The following is a 25,567-nucleotide window of genomic DNA, read 5'->3' as shown; positions in this document are numbered from 1 at the left end:
AAGGGCGTCGACATGGCACTCGGTCGGCATTCCGATTTCAATCGCCTGTGGTTCGGGCAGACCGTCAGCAACTTCGGCGACAAGATCTCCCTCCTGGCACTCCCGACCCTCGCGGTCGTGGTCCTGGACGGCGGAGCCATGGAGGTCGGCGTGCTGGGCGCGCTGCGCTTCCTCCCCTTCCTGCTGCTCGCCCCGATCGCCGGGCTGGTGGCCGACCGGGTCTCGCGGCGCACGGTGATGATCGTCGCCGACCTGGGCCGGTTCCTGGCCCTCGGCACGATTCCGCTTGCATTCGCCCTCGATTCCGTCAGCATGACCCACGTCTACGTCGTGGCCGCTCTCACCGGTGTCCTCACCACCTTCTTCGAGGTCTCGTACCAGTCCTGGCTGCCCCAGCTCATCGGTACCGAGAACCTCATCGAGGGCAATACCAAACTGCAGATCAGCCGGAGCGTCGCGGAAGCGGTCGGGGCCGGCGCCGGCGGCGCCCTCATCCAGCTGCTCGGCGCCGCACGCGCCATCACCGCCGACGCGTTCACCTTCCTCGTGTCGCTGGTCGCCCTCCTCGTCATCCGCCACCGGGACGTCCGCGAGCGGACCGAGGAGCGCAAGGCCTCCGCGAAGGCGGAGATGAAGGAGGGCATGAAGACCCTCTTCGGCAACCCGGTCCTGCGCGGCCTGTTCACCGCCAACGTCGTGGTCAACCTCGGTGCCGCGATGGGCGACGCCCTGCTGATCGTCTACGCGTACAAGGTCCTGGACCTGAGCCCCGGCCAGGTCGGTGTCGCCTTCGCCGTCATGTCGGTCTTCGTCATCGTCGGCGCGGTGCTCTCCGAGGTGGTCTCCAAGAGCCTCTCGGTGGGCCGCCTCCTGGTCATCACCGCGGTCGTGCTCGGCGCCGGCTACATCCTGGTTCCGACGGGCGGCGCGATCGGCGGCTTCGTCGGACTGATCGTGGTCCAGGCCGTCATCGGCTTCGTCTCCCCGATGTTCGACATCCACGTCCTCAGCCTCGTGCAGGGCGTCACCCCGAACGAGCAGATGGGCCGCGTCAGCGGCACCGCCCTCTCCGCGGTCTACGGCGCCCTGTCGCTGGGCTACTTCGCGGGCGGCGCCCTCGGCGAAGGGGTCGGCCTCACCGCAGGCCTCGCGGTGGCCGGTGCCGTGACCATCGTCGGCGGTCTGACCCTGCTGACCGGTCCGGTGGCCAAGATCAAGGAAATGCCCACCGGCGACAACGCCGAGTCGCCTGCCGGCGAGGCCGCGGAGGCCTCACGGATCACCGCCTGACCGGTGCGGACCATCGGGAGCGGGTGCCATGCCGATCGGCATCCGCTCCCGCCGGGCTCCGCCCCGAATCCGCGCCACCGGACGGTACGCGGGTGCGGCGCCGTGGCTGACATTGCCGCAGCCGCAGCCGCGGCCAGCAGGTGTACCGGGGGCCTGCGCCCCCATCCGCATTCCGGACCCGCGGAACCCACACGTCCGCGCCGCGTTCCTGCGGCGCGCCCTGCCGCACGCCCACTCCCGAAGACGCACGGAGGCTCAAGGTGAGCGAGTCCCTCGCCGAACGCATAGCCGCACTGCCGAAGTCCCGCCGGGCACTGTTCCAGGCCCTGACCGGCCGAGGCGGCGGGCGCGCCGCCGTACGGGAGGACCCTGAGCCGGCACCCCGCGACCCCGCGGAACCGCCCGTGCTCTCCTTCGCGCAGCGCCGCCTCTGGTTCATCGACCAGCTGCAGCCCGGCAGCCCCGCCTACAACGTGCCGGTCGCCACCCGCATCCGCGGCCCGCTCGACGTCCCCGCCCTGCACGCGGCGCTCCAGGACATCGTGGACCGCCACGAGGTGCTGCGGACCGTCTACACCTACCAGGAGGGCGCCACCGAGGCCGTACCCCGGGTGGTGGACGGCTACCGGCTGCCCCTGCCGCTGACCGAACTGCCCGACGAGGAGGCGGCCCGGCCGTTCTACGACGCCGACGCGGGCGCCCCCTTCGACCTGGCCGGCGCCGTCCCGCTGCGGGCCCGGCTCGGCCGGATCGGCGCCGAGGATCACGTCCTCGTCCTCAACCTGCACCACATCGTCACCGACGGCTGGTCCATGCGGGTCCTCTACACCGAACTGGAGCGCGCCTACGCCGCCCGCACCGGGGCGCCCGCCGAGGCAGCGGCCCCGCTCGCCCTCCAGTACGCCGACTTCGCCACCTGGCAGCGCCGCCGCGTCAGCGGGGACCGGCTGGAGAGCCTCACCTCCTTCTGGCGCGAGGAGCTGGGCGGCGCCACCCCCGTGGACCTGCCCACCGACCGGCCCAGACCGCCCGTCTTCGGCCACGCCGGCGCCTCCCGCTACATCGACCTCCCGCCCCGGCTCATCGCCCGGCTGCGGGAGTTCGGCAAGTCCGAGGGCGCCACCCTCTACATGACGATGCTGGCCGGCTTCGCCGCCACCCTGCGCCGCTGGACCGGCCAGGAGGACATCGTCGTCGGCACCTCCGTCTCCGGCCGTGACCACCCCGCCTTCGGCGAGCTCATCGGCTTCTTCGTCAACACCCTGCCGCTGCGCATCAGAACCGGCGGGGACCCCGGCTTCGCCGAACTGGTCCGCGCCACCCGCCACACCACGCTCCAGGCGTACGCGCACCAGGAACTGCCCTTCGACCTGATCGTCGACGCCCTCGGACTGCCCCGTGACCCCAGCCGGCCGCCGCTCACCTCCGTGATGTTCCTCCTCGACGAGACCCCGGACACCGCGCCGGGCCTCGCGGGCGTCGCCACCGAGCCCATCGACTTCTCCTCGCACGCCACCAAGTACGACCTCATGATCAGCGTCCACGACACCGGCACCGCCGTCCGCGCCCTCGTGGAGTACCCCACCGCCCTGTTCGACGCAGCGACCGTGGACCGGCTGCTCGGCCACTTCCTCACCACCCTCGAAGGGGCCGTCGACCGCCCCGACGCCCCGCTGTCCGCCCTGCCGCTGCTCACCGACGCCGAGCGCCGGGCCGCCCTGGACGGCTGGAACGCCACCCGCGCCCCCTTCCCCCAGGACGCCTGCCTGCACGAGCTGTTCGAGCAGCACGCCGACCGGCGGCCCGACGCGCCCGCCGTGATCCTCGGCGGACTCGGCGGCTGGAACGTCACCTACCGGGAACTGGAGGAGCGCGCCAACCGGCTCGCGCACCGGCTCGTCGAAGCCGGCGCGGGCCCCGACCGGACCGTGGCCCTGTGCCTGCGCCGCGGCCCCGGACTGGTCACCGCGATCCTCGCCGTCCTCAAGGCCGGCGGGGCCTACGTCCCCCTCGACCCGGACTACCCGGCCGAGCGCCTGGCCCTGCTGCTGCGGGATTCCGCGCCGCCCATCGTCGTCTCCGACGCGGAGCTGATCGGCCGGCTGCCCGTCCCGGCCGGCACCGCCCGGGTGCTGCTCGACACCGACCGGGCCGCGCTCGCCGAGCTGCCCGCGACCCGCCCGGCCGTCCCCGTCACCTCCCGGGACCTGGCCTACGTCATCTTCACCTCGGGCTCCACCGGCACCCCCAAGGGCATCGCCCTGGAACACCGGGGTGTCGTCAACAACATCCTCGACCTCAACCGCTCGTACGGCATCGGGCCCGGCGACTCGGTCCTCGCCCTGTCCTCGCCCAGCTTCGACATGAGCGTCTACGAGACCCTCGGCATCCTGGCCGCGGGCGGCACGCTCGTCCTGCCCGACCCGGCCGCAGCCAAGGACCCGGCGCACTGGGCCGACCTCGTCGAGCGGCACGGTGTCACCGTCTGGAACTCCGCCCCCGCCCTCCTCGGCCTCCTGGCCGACCAGCTCGAACACGCCGGGGGACCCCGGCTGCCGAAGCTGCGCACCGCGTTCCTCGGCGGTGACTGGATCCCCGTCACCCAGCCCGACCGGATCCGGGCCTTCGCGCCCGGCCTGTCCTTCGTGGCGCTCGGCGGGGCGACCGAAGCCTCCATCCACTCGGTGGAGTTCCCCGTGGGCCGGGTCGATCCGCAGTGGACGAAGCTCCCGTACGGGCGGCCCATGGCCAACCAGCTGACCTACATCCTCGACGCGAAGGACCGCCTCGTCCCCGTCGGCGTACCCGGCGAACTCCACCTCGGCGGCGTCGGACTGGCCCGCGGCTACCTGAACCGGCCCGAGCTCACCGAGGAGAAGTTCGTCCGGGTCGAACTGGAGCCCGGCCGCACCGAACGCCTCTACCGCACCGGCGACCTGGCCCGCTACGGCGCCGACGGCACCATCGAACTCCTCGGCCGCACCGACTTCCGGATCAAGCTCAACGGGCTCCGCATCGAGCCCGGTGAGGTGGAGAGCGCGCTGCGCGAGCGCCCCGGGGTCCGCGAGGCCGTCGTGGCCGCCCGCCGCACCGCCGGCTCCGACCGGCTCGTCGGCTACGTGGTGCCCGAGGAGGGCGCCGGCCTGGACCCCGCCGCCCTGCGCACCGCCCTCGCCGCCGTCCTGCCCCCGCACTGCGTCCCCGCCGAACTGGTCCTGCTGGAGCGACTGCCGCTGAGCCCCAACGGCAAGGTCGACCGGGGCGCCCTGCCCGACCCGCGCCCCACCGCCGCCCCGGACCGGCCCGCCGCGGAGCCCGCGGACGGGGACCCTGTCGCCCTGCGCATCGCCGCCGTCTGGGCCGAGGTGCTCGGCGTGGCCGAAGTGGCCCCCGGTGACGACTTCTTCGCCCTCGGCGGGGACTCCTTCGCCGCCGTGCGCGCGGTCCGCGCCGTCGCCACCGCCCTGCCGGACGGCGCGGCCGCCGACCTGCGCGTCGTCGACCTCTTCAGCAACCCGACCCCGGCCGGCCTGGCCGCCCGTACCGCCGGACTCGGCGCAGCCGGAACGCAGGCGCACAGCCTGCTGCACCGGCTCACCCCCGAACGCCCGGCCGGCACCACCGCGCTGACCCTCGTCTGCTTCCCGCACGGCGGCGGCGACGCCATCGCCTACCAGCCGCTCGCCGCCCAGCTCCCGCCGCACATCGAGCTCCTGGCCGTCTCCCCGCCCGGACACGACCCGCTGCGCCCCGGCCCGATGCTCCCGGTCCCCGAGTTCGCGGAACGCGCCGCCGAGGAGATCGCCCGCACCGTGCGGGGGCCGTACGCCGTCTACGGCCACTGTGCCGGAGTCGTCACCGCGCTGGAGACCACCCACGTACTGGAACGGATGGGGCAGCGCCCGATCGCCCTGGACCTCGCCGCGGCCCTCCCCGAGGAGGACCCCGAGTACGCCCTGGAGATGGAACGCGTCTCCGGCGACGACGACCTCGTCGCGTACCTGACCACCATGGACGGCTTCGACGGCGTCCTCGACGACAGCGACCTCACCGCGGTCCTGCGGATGGTCCGCCACGACATGACCGAGGCCGCCCGCTTCTTCGCCCGCACCCCGGGCGGCTACGACCGCCCCCTGGCCACCCCGCTCACCTGCATCATCGGCGACGCCGACGACGCGACCGAGGGCTACGAGAACGGCTACCGCGCCTGGGGCCGGTACGCGGCCGACGTACGCCTCGCCGTGATCCCCGGGGGCCGCCACTACTTCGCCAAGCACCTGCCCGACCGGCTCGCCGCTCTCCTCGCCGACCTGCACCGCAACGGAGGAACCCATGTCTGATCTCGCCGAACGGCTCGGCCGTCTGCCCCAGGGACAGCGCTCCCGGCTGCTGGGACGGATGCGCAACCAGATGACGGCCGGCGTGGGCCGCCGCATCGAACTGAAGCGCGCCGACCACGGGCCGCGGTCCCGCTCCTCCTTCCAGCAGGAGCAGATGTGGTTCGTCGACAAGCTCGGCGCCGGCAAGGCCCGCAACAACATAGCCCTGGCCATAGGCCTGGGCGGCCCCCTCGACCGGGCCGCCCTGCACGAGGCGCTCAACGCCGTCGTCGCCCGCCACCAGGTGCTGCACAGCAAACTCGTCGAGATCGACGGAGTCCCCTGGCAGGAACCCGTCCCCTCCTTCGTGCTCGGCGTCCAGAGCACCGACCTGTCGGGCAGCGAGGACGCGGACCGCGAACTCGCCGAGCTCACCGCGAGCTGCGCCGCCGCCCCCTTCGACCTGGCCGCCGGCCCGCCCGTCCGCGCCCACCTCGTACGCCTCGCCGAGGACCGCCACGTCCTGCTCTGGGTCGTCCACCACATCGCCTGGGACCCGGGCTCGACCCGGATCTTCACCGGGGAACTGACCTCCAGCTACGCGGCGGCCGCCGCGGGCAAGCGCCCCGAGGCCCCCCGGCTCGCCGTCGAGTACGCCGACTTCGCGGCCTGGCAGCGGGCCAAGCTGGAGAACGACGAGCACGGCCGGGCGCTCGCCGCCAAGTGGCGCCAGATCCTGGCCGGCGCCGTCGCCACCGAGGTCCTGCCCGACCACCCGCGCGGCCCCGAGACCCGCGGCGACGGCCGCGGTCTGAAGCTGACCCTGGACCAGAAGCTGCTGGACCGCCTCACCGAGCTCGCCGACGCCAACAGCACCACCGTCTTCACCACCCTGCTCGCCGCCTTCAACGCGCTGCTGCGGCACTGGACCCGCACCGAGGACGTCGTCGTGGGCACGGCGAGCGCCTCCCGGCCGCACCCCGACCTGGAGCAGGTCATCGGCTGCTTCGTCCAGATGATCACCCTGCGGACCGAGGTCACCGACCAGCTCACCTTCCGCGAGCTGGTCACCCGCACCGCGTCCTCCGTCATGGACTCCTTCACCAACAGCGAGCTGCCCTTCGAGCAGGTGGTCGAGGCCGTCCGCCCGGTGCGCGACCCGCTGCGCCACCCGCTCTTCCAGATCGAGTTCACCTCGCTGGGCCGCTGGGGCACCCACCGGGCGCAGGCCGCGGACGTCGAGTTCACCATGGACCAACTGCACGACGGCGCCGCGAAGTTCGACATGAGCTTCCTGGTCGGCGAGAACGACGGCCTGGAACTCTCCCTCGAATACAACACCTCCCTCTACCGGCACGGCACGGCGAGCGCGCTGCTCGCCGCCTTCCGCCAGGTCCTGGAGCAGGTCGCCGAGAACCCCGACCTCCAGGTGGGCGACATCAGCCTGGTCGAGGAGCCGGCCGCCTCCCGGCACGCCCGCGAACTGTCCCGCGGCGGCCCCGTCGACGAGGCCGCCTGGACCACCACCCTGGACCGCGCGTTCCGCGAGCGGGCCACCATCCACCCCGACGCCGTCGCCGTCCGCCACGGCTCCACCCGGCTCGACTACGCCGCCCTCGACCGCTGGTCCGAGGCCATCGCCCACCGGCTGCGCGACCGCGGCGTCCGCCACGGTGACCCCGTCGCGGTGTGCGTGTCCCGCGGCCCGGCCGCCGTCGCCGGAGTCCTCGGCGTGCTCAAGGCGGGCGCCCACTACATCCCGGTCGACCCGGCCGCCCCGGCCGAGCGGACCCGTACGGTCCTCGCCGACGCCAAGGTCCGGCACGCCCTCGTCGACGAAGCCGCGCAGCTGCCCGTACCGCTGGAGCTGGTGAACACCGGAACGGCGGCCCCGGTCCGGGAGGTCCCCTCCCTCGCGCCGACCGCCACCCCCGGGGACCTGGCCTACGTGCTCTACACCTCGGGCAGCAGCGGAACCCCCAAGGGCGTCATGATCGAGCACCGCTCGGTCACCCACTTCTCCCGCACCATCGCCAAGGCCTACGAGATCCGGGCCGAGGACCGGGTGCTGCAGTTCGCCCCGCTCACCTTCGACGTCTCCGTCTTCGAGATCTTCACCACCCTGCTGGCGGGCGGCTCGCTCGTCATCGCCACCGACGACGAGCGCCGCGACCCGGCCCTGCTCCAGACCCGGATGCGCGAGGACGCGGTCACCGTCGCGGAACTCCCGCCCGCCCTCCTGCCGCTGCTCGACCAGGCCGGCCTGCCCGACCTGCGACTGGTTTCCGTGGGCGGCGAGGCCTTTCCCGGCCGGCTGGTCGCCGAATGGACCACGGGGGAGCGGAGGTTCGTCAACGGGTACGGCCCCACCGAGGCGACCGTCGCCGTCACGCTCATGGACTGCACCGGCAGCTACGACCGCAACCCGCCGATCGGCCGCCCCATGCCCGGCCACCAGGCGTTCGTCCTCGACCAGCGGCTGCGGCCGGTCCCGCCCGGCGTACCCGGCGAACTCTGCGTCTCCGGCCCCGGCGTCGCCCGCGGCTACCTGGGCCGCCCCGACCTCACCGCCGACCGCTTCGCCGACAACCCCTACGCGGACGGCCCCGAGACGGCCCGCCTCTACCGCACCGGCGACCTGGTCCGCTGGCTGCCCGGCGGCAACCTGGACTTCCTCGGCCGCACCGACCGCCAGCTCAAGGTGCGCGGCCACCGCATCGAGCCCGGCGAGGTCGAGGCCGTGCTCACCGGACACCCCTCCGTGCAGCAGGCCGTCGTGGTCGCCCAGCCCGCCGCGGGCGGCGAGCGCATGCTGGCCGCCTACGTCACCGTCGAACAGGTGGGCTCGTACGCCTCCGAGGTCGCCGACGCCGAGGGCCTGCGCGCCTACGCGGCCGGCCGGCTGCCCGGCTACATGGTGCCGGTCGTCGTCGTCCTGGACGAACTGCCCCTCACCCCGCACGGCAAGGTCGACACCGCCGCACTGCCCCTGCCCACCGAGCAGACGGGCGAGGGCGGCACCCCGCCGCGCGACGCCGTCGAGGAGCAGATCTGCCGGGACATCCTCACCCCGCTGCTCGAATGGCAGAACCCGGACGTGGAGGGCGACTTCTTCGCCCTGGGCGGCAGCTCCCTGCAGGCCACCATCGTGGTCTCCCGGGTCCGCGCCCTCTTCGGCATCGACATCGCCCTCGCCGACTTCTTCGGCCGCCCGACCGTCGCGGGACTGGCCGAACTGGTCCGCGCCGCCAAGGCCGAGGCCGCCGGCGAACAGGACCGGCTGCTCGCGGTCTTCGAGCAGATCGAGAACATGAGCGACGAGGAGGCCGCCGCCCTCCTCGGTTCCCTCCAGCACCCGGACGGTCTCTGATGGCCGACCCGGCCGGGCTCGAAGGAGCGCTCGCCGCGCTCCCCGAGGCGAAGCGCGAACTCGCCCGCCTGATGCTGGCCGCCCGGCAGCCCCTACCCGCCCACCCGGCCCCGCGCTCCGGCGCGGGGCCGGTCCCGCCCACCGCCCTCCAGTCCCGGCTGTGGCGCCGCGAGCGCACGCATCCGGCCGCCGCCACCGGCTCGCACGCCCTGCGGCTGACCGGCCCCCTCGACCCGCGGCGGCTCACCGAGGCCCTCACCGGAGTTCTGCGCCGCCACGAGGCGCTGCGCACCCGGCTCACCGTCTCCACCACCGGCCAGCCGAGGCTCCACGTGGACGAGGAACCGGTGCTGCGGCTCACGCGGGCCGACCTCTCCGGCTTCACCCCGCAGGCCGCCGCCGAACGCGTGGCCCTGCAGAGCGCCGAGAGCGCCTCCACCGTCCTCGACCTGGAGAGCGGCCGCACCAGCGCGTTCCGGCTGCTGCGGCTCGCCCCCGACGAGCACGTCCTGATCCTCGCCTCCCACCTCGCGGTCTTCGACGGCTGGTCCTCCGGGGTCTTCCTCGCGGACCTGGCCGCCGGTTATCGCGAGGGCTCGGCGGGACCGGGCGGGTCGGCCCCGCCCGAACTCCAGTTCCCCGACTACGCCGACTGGCAGCACCGGTGGCTCGCCGGACCCGACGGCTCCGCCGAACTCGCCCGCCGCCGGACGGTGTTCGCCGCCGACCCGCCCGCACCCCGGGCGCCCGCCGGGTTCGAACGCGGCCATCTGCCCGTACGGCTCGCCCGCGGGCCGGTCGACGCCGGGCTGGAGCTGGGCGCGGCCGAGGGGGCCACCCCGTTCATGACCCTGCTCGCCGCGCTGGCCGTCGTACTGGCCCGCCGGGACGGCCGTACCTCCCTGGTGATCGGCACCCCGGCGGCCGGCCGCTTCGCCGGACCGCTCGAAGGCGCCGTCGGGCAGTTCACCACCGTGGTACCGATCCGGCTCGACCTCGCGGGCGGCCCCGCATTCCGCGAACTGCTGCACCGCACCCGGGCCGCGGTGGCCCAAGCCCTCGCCCACCAACGCCTGCCCGTGGACGTCCTGTTCGGCGACGGAACGCCCCCGCCGTACAACGTCCTGTTCGCCCTCCACAACTACCCGTCCGTCCCCCTGGACCTGCCGGGCATCGAGGTCGCCCAGCTGCCCGGCCCCCCCGCCCGCCACCTGGAGCTCTACAGCCCCGACCCGGCCGCCGCCCTCGCCTGCATCGGCCTCGTGGAACGGGACGGCGAGATCGGCGGCACCGCCGAGTACAACCGCCACGCGGCCACGCCCGAAGACGTGCGAGGGCTGCTCACCGGAATCGAGGACGTGCTGGACCGGGCCGTCGCCGCGCCCGCATCCCCGCTCATCACCTAGGGAGTTGCCCGTGCTCACCACCGAGTTCTACCGCGCGCCCGCGGACTGCGGGCTCGTACGGAGCGGAGCCGACGTGCCCCGCACCCCCATGCGGGCCCTGCGCGAGGACATCCACGACATCCTGGTCTCGGCCCCCGTGGCCGAGGCCCGGCGCACCCGCGACCCCCGGCCCATCCACCGGGCCCTGGGCGAGTGGGGCCTCCTCGCGCCCCAGTGGCCCGAGGAGTACGGCGGCCGCGGGATCAGCCAGGTCGCGGCCGCCGTGCTGGTCGAGGAACTGGCCATGCACGACGTCCCCGATCTGCTGCACACCCTCACCGTGCAGATCGTCGGATCCACCCTGCTCAATGTCGCGAGCCCGGCGATGAAGGCCCGGCACCTGCCGGGGTTCGCGGCCGGCACCGCCTTCGGCTGCGTGCTGTTCAGCGAACCCCAGGCCGGCTCCGACCTCAACATCCTCTCCACCCGCGCCGTTTCCGACGGCAAGGGCGGCTACAAGCTGTACGGCACCAAGGTCCACTCGCTCTTCGCCCGGCTCGCCGACTACGGGCTGTGCCTGGCCCGCGGCGAGGACGACGCCTTCAGCCTGTTCCTCGTCCCGCTGGCCCAGCCCGGGGTCACCATCCGGCAGATCCCCGGCATGGGCGACGACGCCTTCCACGAGGTCACCCTCGACGGCGTGGCCGTGACCGCGGACGACGTGGTCGGCGAGAACGGCCAGGGCTGGGCGATCGTCGTCAAGACGCTCGCCTTCGAGCGCACCGGGCTCGACTACTACGTCAAGGCGCTGCGCTGGTACCGGGCCGCCGTGGAACGGCTGGAGGTCCACACCGACCGGCTGGAGGCCGGCCAGCACGACCAGATCGGCCTGGCCAAACTCAACGCCCGGCTGCTCGCGGCGGGCACGCTCGTCCGCCGTGTCCTCACCCGCCTCGACCGGGGCGAACTCAACGAGGACGAGGCCGCCGCCGCCAAGTGGTACACCACCGAGCTCGCCGCCGAGGTGGCCTGGTGGGCCGCGGAACTCGACGGCGACCGCAGCATGACCCTCGACGACCCCGAGGTCGACGGGGTGGCACACCCACTCGATGCGGCGTTGCGCGAAGCCCCTGGGATGCGGATATCGGGCGGCACCGCCGAAATGATGCTGGAGACGCTGGCCCGGCTGCGTCTCGACTCAGGGGCGGAGGTACGGCCGTGACATCACAGGCGGTCAACGGGAACGGCACGGGCGGCCAGGGGACGGCGGCGGCGCCCGAACGCTGGCGGGAGCGGGAGGACGAGGACTCGCTCTTCCGGCAGCTCCGGCTCACCGTGCGCCAGGGCCTGGAGGTCGACGGGGACACCCCCGCCGGTGCCTGGGAGGCGCTGACCCAGGTCGGCGCGTGGGAGTTCGCCCTGCCCATCGGCCACGACGGCCTCGACCTCGGACAGGCGGTCATCGCCATGGTGTGCGAGGAGGCGGGCAATGCCATGCAGCCCCTCCCGCTGACCGACACCCTCCTCGCCCTGGACCTGATCTCCGGCCTCGGCCCGCTGGCCCCCGAAGCCGCCGAGAGCCTCCTGGACCAGGTACGCACCGGGGAACTCGAACTCGCCGTACCGGGCCGGCTGCCCGATCCGCGCGGCACCGTACCGCCGGGCATCACCTGGAAGCCGGACCCGGACACCGGCGCCGTCGTCCTCACCGGAACCGGTGGCCCCTTCGCCGCCGGCGTCGGCCCGGGCGCCCTGCTGGTCCTGGCCGGCGGCCCCGACGGCCCGTGCGTGGCGCTCGTACGCCTGCCCACCGAGGGCGTCCGGATCCGCCCGCTGCGCGACCACGGCGGGGGAGCCGTCGCCAGTGCCGTCTTCGACGAGGTACGGCTGCCTGCCGAGGCGGTGCTGCTGCGCGGCCTCGCCGCCGAACAGGCCCTCGCCCGCGTGGGGCTGCGCGCCGCCGTCCACCAGGCCTCGCTGCTGGCCGGGATCACGGCGGCCGCCCTGACCGCGGTCGTCTCCCGGATCCGCGGCCGGCAGCAGTTCGGCCAGGCCCTGGTCAAACACCAGGGCCCCCGGCTGCGCGTGGCAGGCCTGCTGGCCCGCCTCGACGCCGTGCGCTGGGCCGTGGGGGACGCGGCCCGGGACCTCGACGAGGACCGGCTCACCGCGGGGGAGGCCGCCGGACTGATCGCCCTCACGGCGGAGACCACCCTCGACGTGACCCGTGACGCGGTCCATCTGCACGGCGCCTCGGGCCTGGTCCGGGACGGCCTGGTGGCGGGCTGCTACCGGCGCGCGGCCTGGGAGGCCATGCGCTGCGGGCGTCCCGCCCACCTCTGGGACATCGCGGCGCACACACCCTGACCGGCGTCCACGAAGGAAGGGGCCCCCGCACCGCGGGAGCCCCTTCCGCTTACAGCCAGGACCGTCAGACCAGGTCGCGGCGCATGACCCAGCGATGCCGCTTGTCGCTCTTGGCCTCGGTGCGGTGGATCCGGCGGAAGCCCGCCCGCTCGAACATGTCCATCGTCCCGACATAGGCGAGGGTCGGATTCACCCGGCCGCCCTCCGGGTCCACCGGATACCCCTCGACGGCCGGCGCACCGTGGGCGCGCGCGTGCTCGACGGCCCCCTCCAGCAGGCCCGAGGCGACCCCCTTGCCGCGGAAGTCCTTGCGCACGACGAAGCAGGTCACCGACCACACGGGCAGATCGTCCACCGGTGTGATCGTCTTCGAGGAGGTCAGCCGGTCGAGCTGCCGGCGCGGGGCCACGTTGCACCAGCCGGCCACCTCGCCGTCCAGGAACCCGAGGACCCCGGGCGGCGGATCGGCCTTCTCCATCAGGCCCCGCAGGTGCTCGCCCCGCTCGTCCGCCGTGAGCCGCCCGTAGTCGCCGGTGGACAGCCGCCACGCCATGCACCAGCACGTGTGCGCGCTCTTCTTCGGCTGGAGCACCTGGCGGATGTCGTCCCACAGATCCGCCGTGGCGGGCCGTACTTCTAAACTCATGCTGCTACTTCGCTCTCTTCCGCTTCTTACGGGCGTCCCGCGGCCGCGGTGTCCCGCGCCCCGGTGACGACATCGGTCATCACGGCGACCAGCACCTCAAGGGCCCGCCGGCACGCCTTGTGTCCTGCGTCCAGATGAGTGACCAGCCGGACCGTCTCCGGGCCGGGCGCGGTCACCAGTACTCCTTCCTGCGCGGCCCGGGCGACGACCTCGTCGGCGCCGGGAACCTCGATGAGGACGATGTTGGTCTCCGGCGGGCGCACGGTGAACCCCGCGTCCCGCACCCCCGCCGCCAGCAGCGCGGCGTTGGCGTGATCCTCGGCGATCCGCTCCACGTGGTGGTCCAGGGCGTACAGTCCCGCAGCCGCCAGGATGCCCGACTGGCGCATGCCGCCGCCCAGACCGTGCCGCAACTTCCGGGCCCGCGGCAGCCTTTCGGCCGACAGCAGGAGCACCGACCCGACGGGCGCGCCCAGGCCCTTCGACAGGCACACGGACAGCGAGTCGGCCGTCCGCCCGTACTGGTGCGCCGAAGTGCCCGTCGCGGCCATCGCGTTCCAGATCCGGGCCCCGTCCATGTGGACCGCCAGGCCCGCGCCGGACGTCAGCTCCCGTACGGCGCGCAGCGTGTCCAGCGGGTGGACCGTACCGCCGGCCCGGGTGTGGGTCTGCTCCACCTCCACCGCACGGGTGCCGAGCGTGTACGGGTTCCCCCGCCGGACCACCCCGGCCAGCAGCTCCGCGGTGATCACCCCCCGCTCGGCCGTCACCGTGCGCGTCTGGATCCCGCCGTAGCGGGCCGGGGATGCCTCCTCGTGCGCCAGGATGTGCGCCTCGGCGTCGCACACCAGCTCCTCGCCGGGACCGGCGAGGAGCTGGACGGCGATCTGGTTGGCCATCACCCCGGACGGGGTGAACAGGGCCCCGGAGAAGCCGAAGAGCCCGGCGAGCCGGTCCTCCAGCGCGCGTACGGTCGGGTCCTCCCCGAACAGGTCGTCGCCGACCTCGGCCGCGGCCATCGCGGCCCGCATCCCGGGACCCGGCCGGGTCACCGTGTCGCTGCGCAGATCGACGCTCTCGAAACTCCCGATGGTCATGACGGTACGTCAACTCCTCGCTCGCGGGGCTGTGGGGTGAGTTCGCGGGCCGCCACCCAGTCCAGAAGCGGGCGCACCAGCCGCCAGGTCTCCCGCACCAGCTCCCCGGCGCGCGCCGTGTGCAGCCCGGCGTCCGGACCGTGGCGGCGCCCCGCGTCGATCTTGCGGTGGCGCAGCAGCCCCAGCCGCGGGTGGTCCGCGGGGACCCCCCGCGGCCGGGACTTGAGCCGGTCGCCGCCCAGGGTGAACCCCTGGTCCTCCAGTCGGCCCGCGATCGCGGCCAGCTCCGCGCCGCCGCCCTCCTCCTCGACGGCGGCGCGGTACCGGGCGACCTCGGCCCCGGCGTAGGGGTACCAGCGGCCGGAGGCGTAGAGGCCGTGCCGGTCCAGGTGCACCCAGAGGCCCAGGCAGGGCAGCAGATCCAGATAGGCGCCCTGGTAGGTCTTGTACGGGGACTTGTCGTGGGACATCCGGGTGTCCCGGACCGGGCCGAGCACCCGCACCTCGCCCGATCCGGTCGACTCCTTGAAATACGTGCCCAGTTCGGCGGCCAGCTCGTCCATCGGCGCACGTACGTCACGCTCGTACCGCTCGCGGTGGCGCAGCCGCCACGCCTCCTTGCTGTTGTCGGCCGCGAGGTCCTCGTACAGGCGCAGTGCCGAGGGCGGGAAGCCGCTGAAGGTCACGGCAGATACCCCGGCAGGGGGTGGGCGGCGCACAGCTCGGACACCCGGGTGCGCACCCGGTCGCGCAGCGCGTCCGGCAGTACGCCGCCCTGCGCGCGCAGCGCCGTGAGGACGTCGGCGACCAGGTCGGCGCACTCGGCGGCCACCGTGTGGTCCATCCCGCGCGCGGCCAGCGTGTTGGTGCCGAGCCGCAGTCCGCCGGTCACCCGGACCGGTGTGGTGTCCCCGGGGACCCGGTTGCGGTTGACGATGATCCCGCAGGACTCCAGGGCCTGCTCGGCGACGTCCCCGGTGACCCCGGTGTCCCGCAGGTCGAGCAGCACCATATGGGTGTCCGTGCCGCCGGTGACCAGCCGGAACCCCCGGTCCAGGAGCCGTTCCGCGATCGCCTGCGCGCCGTCGGCGAGCCGCTTGGCGACCTCGGCGAAGTCCGGGCTCGCCACGAAGTCCAGGGCGCGCGCCTTGGCCGCCACCGACGCCAGGTCGGGGGTGCCCTGGGTGAAGGGGAACACGGCGCGGCGCAGGGTAGCGGCCAGGGTGCCGCGCTCCGGTCCGGCCTTGCGGGCCTCCCGGCCGAGCAGGATCAGCCCGCCGCGCGGCCCGTACAGCTGCTTGTAGGTGCTGGTGGTGGTCACGTGGGCGTGGTCCACGGGGCTCTGGTGGAGACCGGCCGCGACCAGTCCCGCGATGTGCGAGATGTCGGCCAGCAGATAGGCGTTGGCCTCGTCCGCGATCTCCCGGAAACGGGCGAAGTCGATGCTGCGCGGGTACGCGCTCGCCCCGCAGACGATCAGCTTCGGGCGGTGCTCCAGGGCCAGTTCGCGGATCTGGTCGTAGTCGAGCAGCCCCTCCGGGGTCACCCGGTAGCCGTGGGCGCGGTAGTAGCGGCCGGTCACCGAGGCGGGGGAGCCGTGGGTGAGATGGCCCCCGCAGTCCAGGTCCAGCCCGAGCAGGCTGTCGCCCGGGCTCAGCAGCGCCGTGATCACGGCGAGGTTGGCGGAGGAACCGGAGTGCGGCTGCACGATCGCATCCTGCGCCCCGAACGCCGCGCACGCCCGGTCGATCGCGAGGCGCTCGATCTCGTCGGCGACCCCGCAGCCGGCGTGGTAGCGGTTCCCGGGGAAGCCCTCGGCGGTCAGGTTGCCGAGCGCGCTGCCCCCGCAGGCCAGGACGGAGGGATCGGCGACGCTGGACGCGGCGACCATCATCAGGGTGTCGCGCTGGCGCGCCGACTCCCGGGCCAGCAGGTCGTACAGGACGGAATCGCGTTCTCTCAGCCGGGTGTTGGCGTGCGCGGCGAAATCGACCAGGTCCGGCGCGGGCACCCGCGGTGCGCCGCCCCGGAGTCCGTCCTCGTCCAGCGGATCGGTGACGGGCGCGGGCAGGGTGAGACTCATGACTGTCCCCTCTCGGAATCGTCCGTGATGGCCGTGCTGAACCGGCTCGTGTCCTCAGCCGTCCGCATCGGCGGTGTCCGTCTCGTCCGCCTCCAGCTCGCCGAAGGCCTCCGCGGCGGCGACGGCCTCCGCGCCGTGCTGCTCGTCCGCGGCGATCTTCTCGGCCAGCCCGGAGATCAGCGGGTTCTGGAACACGGTCTTCACCGGCACGGGCACTCCCAGCAGCTCCTTGAGCAGACCGGCCAGCCGGGTACCGCTGAGCGAATCGCCGCCCAGGCTGAAGAAGTTGTCACCGGGCGCCACCCCGTCGAGGCCGAGGATGTCGGCGACCGCCGCACACAGCACGAGCTCCAGCGCGCTGCCCGGCCCGTCCCCGGCGTCGCGTACGGCCGCCTCGTCGGCGGACTGCTGCCGCCCCGCGGAGGAGGCCAGCAGCAGCCGGTCGACCTTGCCGTTGCGGGTCAGCGGCAGCTCCGGCAGCACGGTGAGCGCGGCCGGCACCATGTAGCCGGGAAGCTGCGCGGCGAGCCGCTCCAGCACCGGCCCGGCCGCCTCGGCTCCGGCCACGACGAAGGCGTGCAGCCGCCGCACCCCGTGCGCGCTGGCCGGGGCCACCACCACGGCCGCCTCGACCTCGGCGTCCTGGCGCAGCACGGCTTCGATCTCGCCGAGCTCGATCCGGTGGCCCTGGATCTTCACCTGGAAGTCGTCCCGGCCGAGGATCTCGATGCTGCCGTCCGGCAGGTACCGGCCCAGGTCACCGGTCAGGTAGGCGCGTTCGCCGCTCTCCGGAAGGTGCACGAAACGGTTCGCGGTGCGCTCCGCGTCGTTCCAGTAGCCGAGCGCGAGCCCGACGTCGCTGGCCACCGCCATCTCGCCGACCACCCCGAGCGGGCGCTCGTAGGCGGCCGGGTCGACGACGTAGTAGCGCTGGTTGGTGATCGGCTTGCCGTACGGGATGCTCGTCCAGGAGGGGTCGACCTCGCCGATCGGCTGGAACAGCGACCAGCAGATCGTCTCGGTCGGACCGCCCGAACCCACCACCTCGATCCGGGGGCTCTGCGCCCGCAGCCGGTCCGGCAGCGTCAGCGGGATCCAGTCGCCGGAGAGCACGGACAGCCGCAGGGACTCCAGCGGCCGGCCGCCGCCGCGCCGCTCGCGTACCTCGGCCTCGCCGACCAGCAGTTCCATCAGGACGGGCACGGAGTTCCAGAGGGTGACCTGCTCGTCCTGGACCAGATCGGCCCAGACATCGGGCTCGGCGTGCTCGAACGGCGGCGGCAGCACCACGGTCCCGCCCTGCGTCAGCACCCCGAACACGTCGTAGACCGAGGCGTCGAAGTGCAGCCCGGAGATGGCCAGCAGCCGGTCCCGCGCACCGACCTCGAAGCGCTCGGCGACATCGCGGATCAGGTTGACCACGCCGATGTGGTCGACCATCACGCCCTTGGGCTCACCCGTCGAGCCCGAAGTGAAGATCGTGTACGCGAGGTCCGCCGGGGTCTGCGCGGTGTCGGGCCGGGTGTCGGTCCCGGACTCGAAGTCCTTGTCCACCCGGTAGCGGCGGGCCGTGGGAGGCCAGCTGATCCGGGAGTCCAGCCAGGACTGGGTGAGGATCCGGTCGACCTTGGCCTCGGTGAGCAGGCGGCGCAGCCGCTCCGGCGGCACGGACGGGTCCAGCGGCAGATAGGCGGCGCCGGAGGCGAGGATCCCGTAGACCGCGGCGTACTGCTCCCAGCCCTTCTCCATCACCACGGCGACCAGCTCGCCCGGGGCCGCCCCGTGGTCCCGCAGCGTGTGCCCGATCCGCCAGGCGTACGAGGCCAGCTCGCCGTAGCTCAGGCGCCGCCCGGCATCCACCACGGCCTCGGCGCCGGGGGTGCGCTCCACCTGCTGGGCGAACAGCTCGTGCAAGGTGGTGTACGGGATCTGCCCGGCCGTGTCGTTGACCTGCCGGCGCAGCGTCCGCTCGGCCGCCGGGATCAGGTCGAAGCGCCGGGTGTGCAGGGACTCCGGGTCCCGCGTGAGCCGCTCCAGGAGGTCCACGTACACGCCGAAGGCGGCGTCGACGAAGCCGGGCGCGAACGCCCCGTCGACGAAGTCCCAGATGACGCGCAGCTCACCGGCCAGTTCGCGCAGCTGTACGTCGAGCGAGACCTGCGGGGTCTGCGAGATCGAGTACACCTCCCGGCCCAGGTCCGTGACGGGCCTGCGCACCGGGTAGTCGAGCAGGCTGGTCACGACCACCGGCATGCCGGCCTGCGCGCCCACCCCGTGCAGCCGGGTCAGCTCGCGCAGCACCCGGACGCCGTTGAAGGCGCCGTGCTCCGCGTCGCGGGCGAGCTGGTCGCGCAGGGCGTGCGCCCGGTCGAGGAAGGTCGCGCCCGAACCGTCGGCGGCGAGCATCACGGCGTTGGTGAAGTCACCGAGGACGCCGGTGATGTCCGGGTGCACCGCCGGGCGCTGGAAGACAGGGTAGTTGATGGTGAAGTCGGACTCCTCCGCCCAGCACCGGACCACCTCGGCGAAGGCGGCGGTGAGCAGGACCGACGGCGTCAGCCCCGCCTCGCGCGCCCGCGCCGAGAAGCGCTGCCAGTCCGCGGGGGAGAGGCGGTGCTCGCGCCGGTCGAAGCGCACCTCGCGCCCGCCGCCGCCGGAGCCCCCCGTGGGCAGCGAGGGGGCGGGCGGCAGGGTGGGGACGCGCTCGACCCAGTAGTCGCGGGCGGCGCGGAAGGCCTCGGTGTGCGGCAGGGCGTCCGCGCGCCAGCGGGCGTACTCCGCGAAGCTGATACCGGGCTCCGGGAGTTCGGCGTCCGGGTTCTCGTACAGGTCGACCAGCTCGGGGAAGAGCACCTGGAAGGCACTGGAGGCGTCCAGCACCTGCAGGTCGATCCCGAGGTGGACGCGGCTCAGGTTCCCCGGGCCGCCCAGCCGGATGATCCGCAGGTCGAACAACGGCCAGCTGCCCACCGGGAAGACCACGTGGCTCATCTCGTCCCGCAGCGCGGCGAGCCGCTCCCGCGAGGCGTCGGCGGACAGCCCGCTCAGGTCCACGACCGGTATCCCGAAGGGCAGCGGGTCCGCCGGCACCCACTGGGTGCCGTCCGTGCGGCCGATCGCGCGGAGCATGTCGTGACGGGCGACCACCTTGCGCCAGGCGGCGGCGAAACGCTCGGGATCGAGGTCCGCACGCTCCCACTCGAAGTATCCGTAGCAGCCGATACCGCCCAGCTCGACTGCTTCACCTCGCCCGATCATCAGTGCCTGCTGCGTCTCGGTCATCGGGAAGGACGCGGCACTGTCCGCGCGAGCGGGCAGGAGCTCGGTCATGGTCCAACTCCATTCGGTGTTACGGGCCGTTGGCTGGTGCTTGCCTGGGGTGGTGACGGGCCGGAGCGCCCTGCTGCGGGGCAGGGCGAGGCTAGGGGCGGTGAGTTAGCCGCCGGTTATGTTCCGCCCGGGCGGCGGTGACGGTGGCGGTGGCGGCGGCGGTGGCGGCGGACCCGCGGTCGGGCGCGGCCCCTTCGCCCAGGGTGAGCGCGAAGAGCCGTACGAGCGGATGGAACAGGTAGCAGGGCTGGCCCCACTCGTCCGCGCCGCTGACCTCCAGCAGGGCCGCGTCGGCGAGCGCCTCCAGCAGCCGCTCGGCCTCGGTCTCCGGCAGGTCCAGCGACATCGCCGCGTCCGCGGCCGGGAACGGCTGCGGGCCGAGCGCGGCCAGCGCCGGGAACACCGCCCGCACCTCGGGGTCCAGCGCCCGCCAGGACGGCAGCAGCGAGCTGTGCACGTCCAGATCGCCCGAGTGCAGCTCCCGCAGCCGGGTGACGGGATCCGCCAGCCGGCGGGCCAGCCGGTCCGGGGTGGAGTGCGGCCGGGCGGCGATCCGGGTCCCGACGATCCGCAGGGCCAGCGGCAGACCGGCGCAATGCTCGACGATCGCGGACGCCGCCCCGGGTGCCGAGGCCACCCGGGCGGGACCGGCCGCGGCCGAGAGCAGCTCCAGCGAGTCCCGGGGTGCCAGGGGAGCGAGGGCCACGGTGTGCGCCCCGGCCACGGTGGGCAGGGCCGTCCGCCCGGTGACCAGGACCGCCGGCTCCGGGGTGTTGGGCAGCAGCGGCCCCAGCTGGGCGGCCCCGGAGGCGTTGTCCAGCACGATCAGCAGCTGCCGGCCCCGGGTCCGCTCCCGGTAGAGCCGGACCAGCTGCTCCTGGTCCTCGGCGGCCGGTACGTCGTCCATCGGCCCCAGCGCGCGCAGCAGCCCGCGCAGCACCCGGTTGGGGTGCCGGGGAGTGCCGTCGGGCGCGCGCAGGTCGGCGTACAACTGCCCGTCGGGGAAGTGCCGCTGGCAGCGGTGGGCCGCGTGGACGGCCAGGGCGGTCTTGCCGAGCCCGGCCATACCGGTGACCAGGACCCGGCGGGGCCGCCCGGAGCCCTGCGCATCGGGGGCCAGCGCACGGCACAGCAGCTCCAGTTCGGGCTCCCGGCCGGTGAAGTCGACGGTGTCGGGGGGCAGCATGGCGGGAGCGCCGTCCGGGCGGCCGGCCGCGTCCCGCCGGGGGCCGGCCAGGACGGCGGGGGCGGAGCGCGGCCGCCGGTCCAGCGTGCCCTCCAGCAGCGCCCGGTAGGTGGCCTGGAGCTCCTCGCCGGGGTTCACGCCCAGCTCGTCGGCGAGCACCGCGCGGCCGTGGTGGTAGAGGTGGATGGCGTCCGCCTGCCGCCCCGACCGGCACAGGGCGGTCATCAGCTGGCACCGGATGCGCTCGCGCAGCGGGAACTCGGCGACCAGGCCGGTGAGCTCGCCGGTGATCTGCTCGTGCCGGCCCAGCGCGAGATCGGCCGCGATGCGGTGCTCCAGAGTGACCGCCCGGGCCTCGGTGAGCCGCGGCGCCTCGGCGTCGGCGAGGTATTCCGTGGCGTTGGCGAAGGGCAGCCCGTTCCACCGGGCCAGGGCGCCGCGCAGCAGCTCACCGGCCTTTTCGAAGTCCTCGGCGACCAGTGCCTCGCGGCCGCTGAGCGCCAGCTTCTCGAATTCGCTCAGGTCAAGGGTCGCATTACCGATGCTCATGGCATATCCGGGCGGCCGACGATCGATCAGAACATCGTCGCCGAGAATCTTGCGCAAACGGGAAACATAGGTGTAGAGCTGTGCGCTGACGGTGGCCGGCGGAGCCCAGCCCCACAGCAGCCGGCACAGCCGTTCGTCGGAGATCACCTCTTCACGGGCCACGAGGAGCGCCGCGAGCACGGTGTGCAGCTTCGCCCCGGAGAACGCGACCCGGCGGCCGTCCCGCCGTACCTCGACTGGCCCGAGCACTCGGAATTCCATGTACCGCCCCATCCGTGATTCATGGAGAAGAATCTCTGAACGAAGCTAGTGGAGTGCGTTGTCTCCTCGATATCGTGGCGATTTCGAGGGCGGCCCGGGTCACGAAATCGATGGAACACAGAAGAAAAAGGAGGCGTCCCTACTGTTCCATTCATGCCGCAGCGAGCGGCAGTGATGCTCCACCGAGAGGGGATTCCCAGATGCGCAGCACGCGGACGGTGAAGACGGCGAACACGACGGCGGCGGCCTGCCTGGTCGTTCTTGCGGGGGTGTTCGTCGGCGCGGGGGGAGCGTCGGCCGTCCTGGCGGACACGCACATCACCACGCAGGCGGACGACGACATGCCCTGGGGCGTCGTCAAGCCGCTGGTCCCCCCGCACCCCGGCTCCGCCGGCACGAACGGCGACATGCCCTGGGGCTGACCCGCCCCGCCCCGCTCCGGCCCCGCCCCCCGCTCCCGCCCCGCGCTACGACGCGCCGTCGGCCGCTAGGCCTTGTCGCCCTCCGGGTGCGTCAGCAGCAAGGTCAATTCCGCCGCGGTGAAGGAACGATGCGGCAGCTCACCGGCGCCCCCACCGCCCGGCTCGCCCCCACCGCCCGGCGCGCCCTGGACCGCCGCCAGCAGCCGGTCCGCCTGCGCCCGCCAGGGCTGCGCGCCGACCTCGCCGAACGCGGCCCGCGCCCGCCGGAACCTCTCCGCCGCCTCCGCCGAGCGGCCGCCGATCGCCTCCACACATCCCAGATCGGTCTCCACCCGGGCGTACAGGAAACGGTCCGCCAGCTCATCCGTGATCTCCAGGGCCTGCTGCAGCGTCCCCCCCGCCGCCGACAGCAGGCCCTGGCTCCACTGCGTCTGCCCCAGCCCCCGCAGCGCGTGCGCCTCCCCGACCCGGTCGCCCTCGCCCCGCGTCAGCCGCAGTACCGCGCCGAAGGCCTCCGCAGCCTCGCCCAGATCTCCGGCGCGCAGCCGGACCTCGGCCAGCCGGTACACGCTCTGCGCCTCCGCCCGCACCGATCCGGTGCGCCGGCTCAGCGCCACCGCCTGCTCCGCGAGCGGCAGCGCGCCGCCCACGTTGCCCCGGTCCAGTTCGATCTGCGCCTGGAAACCGAGCAGATGGGCCTCGTTCCCGATGTCACCCGACGCGTGGAAACCGCCGAGGGCCGCCTCGCAGTACTCCAGGGCCCGCTCCCAGTCCCCCTGGAACCGCGCGCACATGGCCAGGTTCCGCTGGGCGAGCGCCGCGCCGCCCACGTCACCGGTGTTGCGCAGCAGCCGCAGCGCGGCCATGTTCCAGCCCTCGGCCTGCTCATACCGCCGCTGGTAGATCGCCAGCGACCCCAGCAGCCGCAGCATCGTCGCCTCGCCCGGTTCGTCGCCGGTGCGCCGGGCCGAGGCCAGCGCCTGCTCGGCGCAGCGCTGCCAGTCCTCCAGGTAGTTCTTCGTCTCGAAGTGCGGGACCGCGCTCTCGGTCAGCGTCCACGCGTACCGCGCCCGGCCCGTCTCCGCCGCGTGCGCCACGAGGTCCGTGACGGCCGTGCGCTCCGACTCGAACCAGTCCATCGGCGTGGCCAGCAGCTCGTCGGCCAGCTCCGGCAGGAAGCGCGGGGCCGGTGCCGGCGTCCGGCCCACCGGGAACTCCCGCCCGTCGATCCGCCGGTGCGCCTCCTCGGCCAGCCAGAGCCAGGACGCGAAGGCCCGCTCCAGCGCGGCGTCGGTCTCCCCCGCCGGCTCGTCCGACTCCGCCCGCTCGCGGGCGAACAGCCGCAGCAGGTCCTGGAACCGGTAGCGGGCGGCCCGCCCCGGCTCGGCGTCGGCCACCTCCAGCAGCTGCGCGTCGACCAGCTGGTCGATGAGTTCCTCCGCGTGCCACACATCGGTGTCCAGTACCGCCGCCCCCGCCCAGGCGGCGAAGTCCGCCGTGCGCAGCAGGCCGAGCCGGCGGTACATCCGGGCCGTCTCCGGCGGCAGGTCCCGGTAGGTGAGCCGGAAGCCGGCGCGCACCCCGCCCTCGCCCGGGCTCAGCACGTCGAGGCGGGAGCGGTGGTCGCGCAGCCGCGCCACCAGGCTCCGTACGCTCAGATTGGGTTTGGCCGCCAGCCGCGCGCCGGCGATCCGCAGTGCGAGCGGAAGGCAGTCGCACAGGGCGCCGAGCTGTTCCACCGCGACCGGGTCGCTGCCGAACCGGTCGGCCCCGGCCAGTTTGATCAACAGCGCCGTCGCCTCGGTCGGCTCCAGCATCCGCAGCCGCAGGGTAAGTGCCGTGTAGTCCCCGGTCAGATCGCCCAGGCTCTCCCGGCTGGTGGCCAGCACCACGCTGCGTCCGCCACCCGGGAGCAGGGGTCTGAGCTGGTGGAAGGAACGTACGTTGTCCAGGACGATCAGTGTTTTGCGGGTGCTGAGCAGGCTCCGGAACAGCGAGGCCCGCTCGTCGGGATCCGCCGGTATCTGGGGGGCGCCGATCCCGAGGGCGCGCAGGAAGCGGTCGAGCACGGCGGCGGGGGACACCGGCGCGTGCTCCTCGTCGTACCCCCGCAGATCGGCGAAGAGCTGGCCGTCCGGGAACTGGTCGGCGACCTGGCTCGCCCAGTGCACCGCGAGTGCGGTCTTGCCCACCCCGCCCACGCCGACGATGGTCGCCAGCGCAGGGGTGTGGGGGTTGTAGGGCTCCTTCAGGAGCCGGTCCAGGGAGGTCATCTCCCGCTGCCGGCCGGTGAACGCCATCACGTCCGCGGGCAGTTGTGCCGGGATGGTGCTCAGGGCCGCCGGCGCGGGCGCCGCCGTGGCGGGGGGCCGGGTCAGTTCGGGGGAGTCGCGCAGGATCAGTTCGTGCAGCTGACGCAGTCCGGGACCCGGTTCGATCCCGAGCTGCTCGGTGAGTAACCGGCGGCCGTGCAGGAACACCTCGAGGGCCTCGGCCCGCTGACCCGACCGGTACAGGGCCAGCATGAGGTGTTCGCGGCACTGCTCGCGCAGGGGGTGCCGGGCCACCAGCTCGGTGAGCTCACCGGTGAGCGCGCGGTGCCGGCCCAGCTGGAGCATCAGCCCGGCACGCTCCTCCATCAGCGCGAGCCGCATCTGCTCCAGCCTGGTGGTCTCCGCCTCCAGCCGGGAGCCGGAGGGCTCGTCCAGCGCGGAGCCCCGCCAGATGCTGAGCGCCTCCTCGAACTGCGCGCACGCTTCTTCGGTCCGTCCGTGCCGGGCGGCGTCCCGCCCCTGCTCGGCCCGCTCCATGAACTCCTGGACGTCGATCCGGTGCTCCCCCTTGGCCAGCAGGTAGCCCGGGGGAGAGGTGATCAGCAGATCGGTCACCCCGGCCTGCTTGAAGGTCTTGCGGAGGGTGGCCACGCAGATGGCGATCTGGTTGCGGGCCGTCGCGGGGGGAGATTCCGGCCAGACGGCGTCCACCAGGGTGTCCACCGACACGATCCGGTCGGCGTAGAGCAGCAGCATCGACAGGACCGTGGCCTGGCGCCGGCCGTTGATGCGCAGCGGACCGTCATCGGTCTGGACGAGCAGCGGTCCCAGCACTCTGAAGACAAACCGATTCAAAAGGTCCCCCGGCCTTGAAACCCCGCGTCAGGCGCGAACGGTACCGCAAAGAGCGTTCCTCGGCGCAGTCAACTCTTGGGAAAAACATGGGCAGTTTCAGGCCAGCTTGTCCGTATAGCGGCGGACGCGTGCGC

General features: G+C 73.7%; 14 protein-coding genes. 7 read left to right on the top strand and 7 right to left on the bottom strand.

Going from position 1 to position 25,567, the window contains the following annotated elements:
• Positions 1-12 precede the first annotated feature (12 nt).
• The 6 genes from ACFY04_RS18970 to ACFY04_RS18945 all read left to right on the top strand — a co-directional run bounded on the left by ACFY04_RS18970 (position 13) and on the right by ACFY04_RS18945 (position 12,731).
• Positions 13-1,290, top strand: coding sequence for an MFS transporter (locus tag ACFY04_RS18970; protein ID WP_389118058.1), 1,278 nt, complete (start codon positions 13-15; stop codon positions 1,288-1,290).
• A gap of 260 nt (positions 1,291-1,550) precedes the next feature.
• Positions 1,551-5,630, top strand: coding sequence for an amino acid adenylation domain-containing protein (locus tag ACFY04_RS18965; protein WP_389118056.1), 4,080 nt, complete (start codon positions 1,551-1,553; stop codon positions 5,628-5,630).
• Positions 5,623-8,979 (top strand): amino acid adenylation domain-containing protein, encoded by a 3,357-nt coding sequence (locus ACFY04_RS18960; RefSeq protein WP_389118054.1) that lies wholly within the window; start codon positions 5,623-5,625, stop codon positions 8,977-8,979. The genes ACFY04_RS18965 and ACFY04_RS18960 overlap by 8 nt, the downstream gene beginning before the upstream one ends.
• A complete protein-coding gene (locus ACFY04_RS18955; protein WP_389118051.1) occupies positions 8,979-10,385 on the top strand; it encodes a condensation domain-containing protein in 1,407 nt (468 codons plus the stop codon). The genes ACFY04_RS18960 and ACFY04_RS18955 overlap by 1 nt, the downstream gene beginning before the upstream one ends.
• A 10-nt stretch (positions 10,386-10,395) precedes the next feature.
• Positions 10,396-11,586 (top strand): acyl-CoA dehydrogenase family protein, encoded by a 1,191-nt coding sequence (locus tag ACFY04_RS18950; RefSeq protein ID WP_389118049.1) that lies wholly within the window; start codon positions 10,396-10,398, stop codon positions 11,584-11,586.
• A complete protein-coding gene (locus ACFY04_RS18945; RefSeq protein ID WP_389118046.1) occupies positions 11,583-12,731 on the top strand; it encodes an acyl-CoA dehydrogenase family protein in 1,149 nt (382 codons plus the stop codon). Before ACFY04_RS18950 ends, ACFY04_RS18945 begins: the two co-directional genes overlap by 4 nt.
• Positions 12,732-12,795: 64 nt before the next feature.
• On the opposite strand, the gene ACFY04_RS18940 is transcribed toward ACFY04_RS18945, so the two are convergent.
• From ACFY04_RS18940 to ACFY04_RS18915, 6 genes are all read right to left on the bottom strand, one after another.
• Positions 12,796-13,377, bottom strand: coding sequence for a GNAT family N-acetyltransferase (locus ACFY04_RS18940; protein ID WP_389118044.1), 582 nt, complete (start codon positions 13,375-13,377; stop codon positions 12,796-12,798).
• Between the two features lie 26 nt (positions 13,378-13,403).
• Positions 13,404-14,474, bottom strand: coding sequence for a threonine aldolase family protein (locus ACFY04_RS18935; protein WP_389118043.1), 1,071 nt, complete (start codon positions 14,472-14,474; stop codon positions 13,404-13,406).
• Entirely contained in the window at positions 14,471-15,160 is a 690-nt protein-coding gene (locus ACFY04_RS18930; RefSeq protein WP_389118041.1) for a DUF2461 domain-containing protein, read from the bottom strand. Before ACFY04_RS18930 ends, ACFY04_RS18935 begins: the two co-directional genes overlap by 4 nt.
• Positions 15,157-16,557: a serine hydroxymethyltransferase gene (gene glyA, locus ACFY04_RS18925; RefSeq protein WP_389118038.1), complete on the bottom strand. Its 1,401-nt coding sequence runs from the start codon at positions 16,555-16,557 to the stop codon at positions 15,157-15,159. Before glyA ends, ACFY04_RS18930 begins: the two co-directional genes overlap by 4 nt.
• Positions 16,558-16,611: 54 nt before the next feature.
• On the bottom strand, positions 16,612-19,887 hold the full coding sequence (locus ACFY04_RS18920) for an amino acid adenylation domain-containing protein (RefSeq protein ID WP_389118036.1): 3,276 nt from the start codon (positions 19,885-19,887) through the stop codon (positions 16,612-16,614).
• Positions 19,888-19,978: 91 nt separating this feature from the next.
• Positions 19,979-21,883 carry a BTAD domain-containing putative transcriptional regulator gene (locus tag ACFY04_RS18915; protein WP_389118035.1) on the bottom strand — a complete coding sequence of 635 codons (1,905 nt, stop codon included), beginning with the start codon at positions 21,881-21,883 and terminating at the stop codon, positions 19,979-19,981.
• Positions 21,884-22,083: 200 nt separating this feature from the next.
• Between ACFY04_RS18915 and ACFY04_RS18910 the strand changes: the two genes are divergently transcribed.
• Positions 22,084-22,305, top strand: a complete 222-nt coding sequence (locus ACFY04_RS18910; RefSeq protein ID WP_389118032.1) for a hypothetical protein — start codon at positions 22,084-22,086, stop codon at positions 22,303-22,305.
• A 65-nt stretch (positions 22,306-22,370) separates the two neighbouring features.
• On the opposite strand, the gene ACFY04_RS18905 is transcribed toward ACFY04_RS18910, so the two are convergent.
• On the bottom strand, positions 22,371-25,412 hold the full coding sequence (locus tag ACFY04_RS18905; RefSeq protein WP_389118030.1) for a BTAD domain-containing putative transcriptional regulator: 3,042 nt from the start codon (positions 25,410-25,412) through the stop codon (positions 22,371-22,373).
• Between the last annotated feature and the right edge of the window lie 155 nt (positions 25,413-25,567).

Source organism: Streptomyces sp. NPDC001549, from assembly GCF_042894025.1.
In the GTDB taxonomy this organism is placed as follows: Bacteria; Actinomycetota; Actinomycetes; order Streptomycetales; family Streptomycetaceae; genus Streptomyces; species Streptomyces kutzneri.
This window is presented reverse-complemented; position numbering and strand designations above follow the sequence as displayed.

Bases quoted from the DNA above. Each gene is read 5' to 3' on its own strand.
- ACFY04_RS18970 (WP_389118058.1), top strand. From the start codon at position 13: ATGGCACTCGGTCGGCATTCCGATTTCAATCGCCTGTGGTTCGGGCAG.
- ACFY04_RS18960 (WP_389118054.1), top strand. From the start codon at position 5,623: ATGTCTGATCTCGCCGAACGGCTCGGCCGTCTGCCCCAGGGACAGCGC.
- ACFY04_RS18955 (WP_389118051.1), top strand. From the start codon at position 8,979: ATGGCCGACCCGGCCGGGCTCGAAGGAGCGCTCGCCGCGCTCCCCGAG.
- ACFY04_RS18940 (WP_389118044.1), bottom strand. From the start codon at position 13,377: ATGAGTTTAGAAGTACGGCCCGCCACGGCGGATCTGTGGGACGACATC.
- ACFY04_RS18935 (WP_389118043.1), bottom strand. From the start codon at position 14,474: ATGACCATCGGGAGTTTCGAGAGCGTCGATCTGCGCAGCGACACGGTG.
- glyA (WP_389118038.1), bottom strand. From the start codon at position 16,557: ATGAGTCTCACCCTGCCCGCGCCCGTCACCGATCCGCTGGACGAGGAC.
- ACFY04_RS18920 (WP_389118036.1), bottom strand. From the start codon at position 19,887: ATGACCGAGCTCCTGCCCGCTCGCGCGGACAGTGCCGCGTCCTTCCCG.
- ACFY04_RS18915 (WP_389118035.1), bottom strand. From the start codon at position 21,883: ATGGAATTCCGAGTGCTCGGGCCAGTCGAGGTACGGCGGGACGGCCGC.
- ACFY04_RS18910 (WP_389118032.1), top strand. From the start codon at position 22,084: ATGCGCAGCACGCGGACGGTGAAGACGGCGAACACGACGGCGGCGGCC.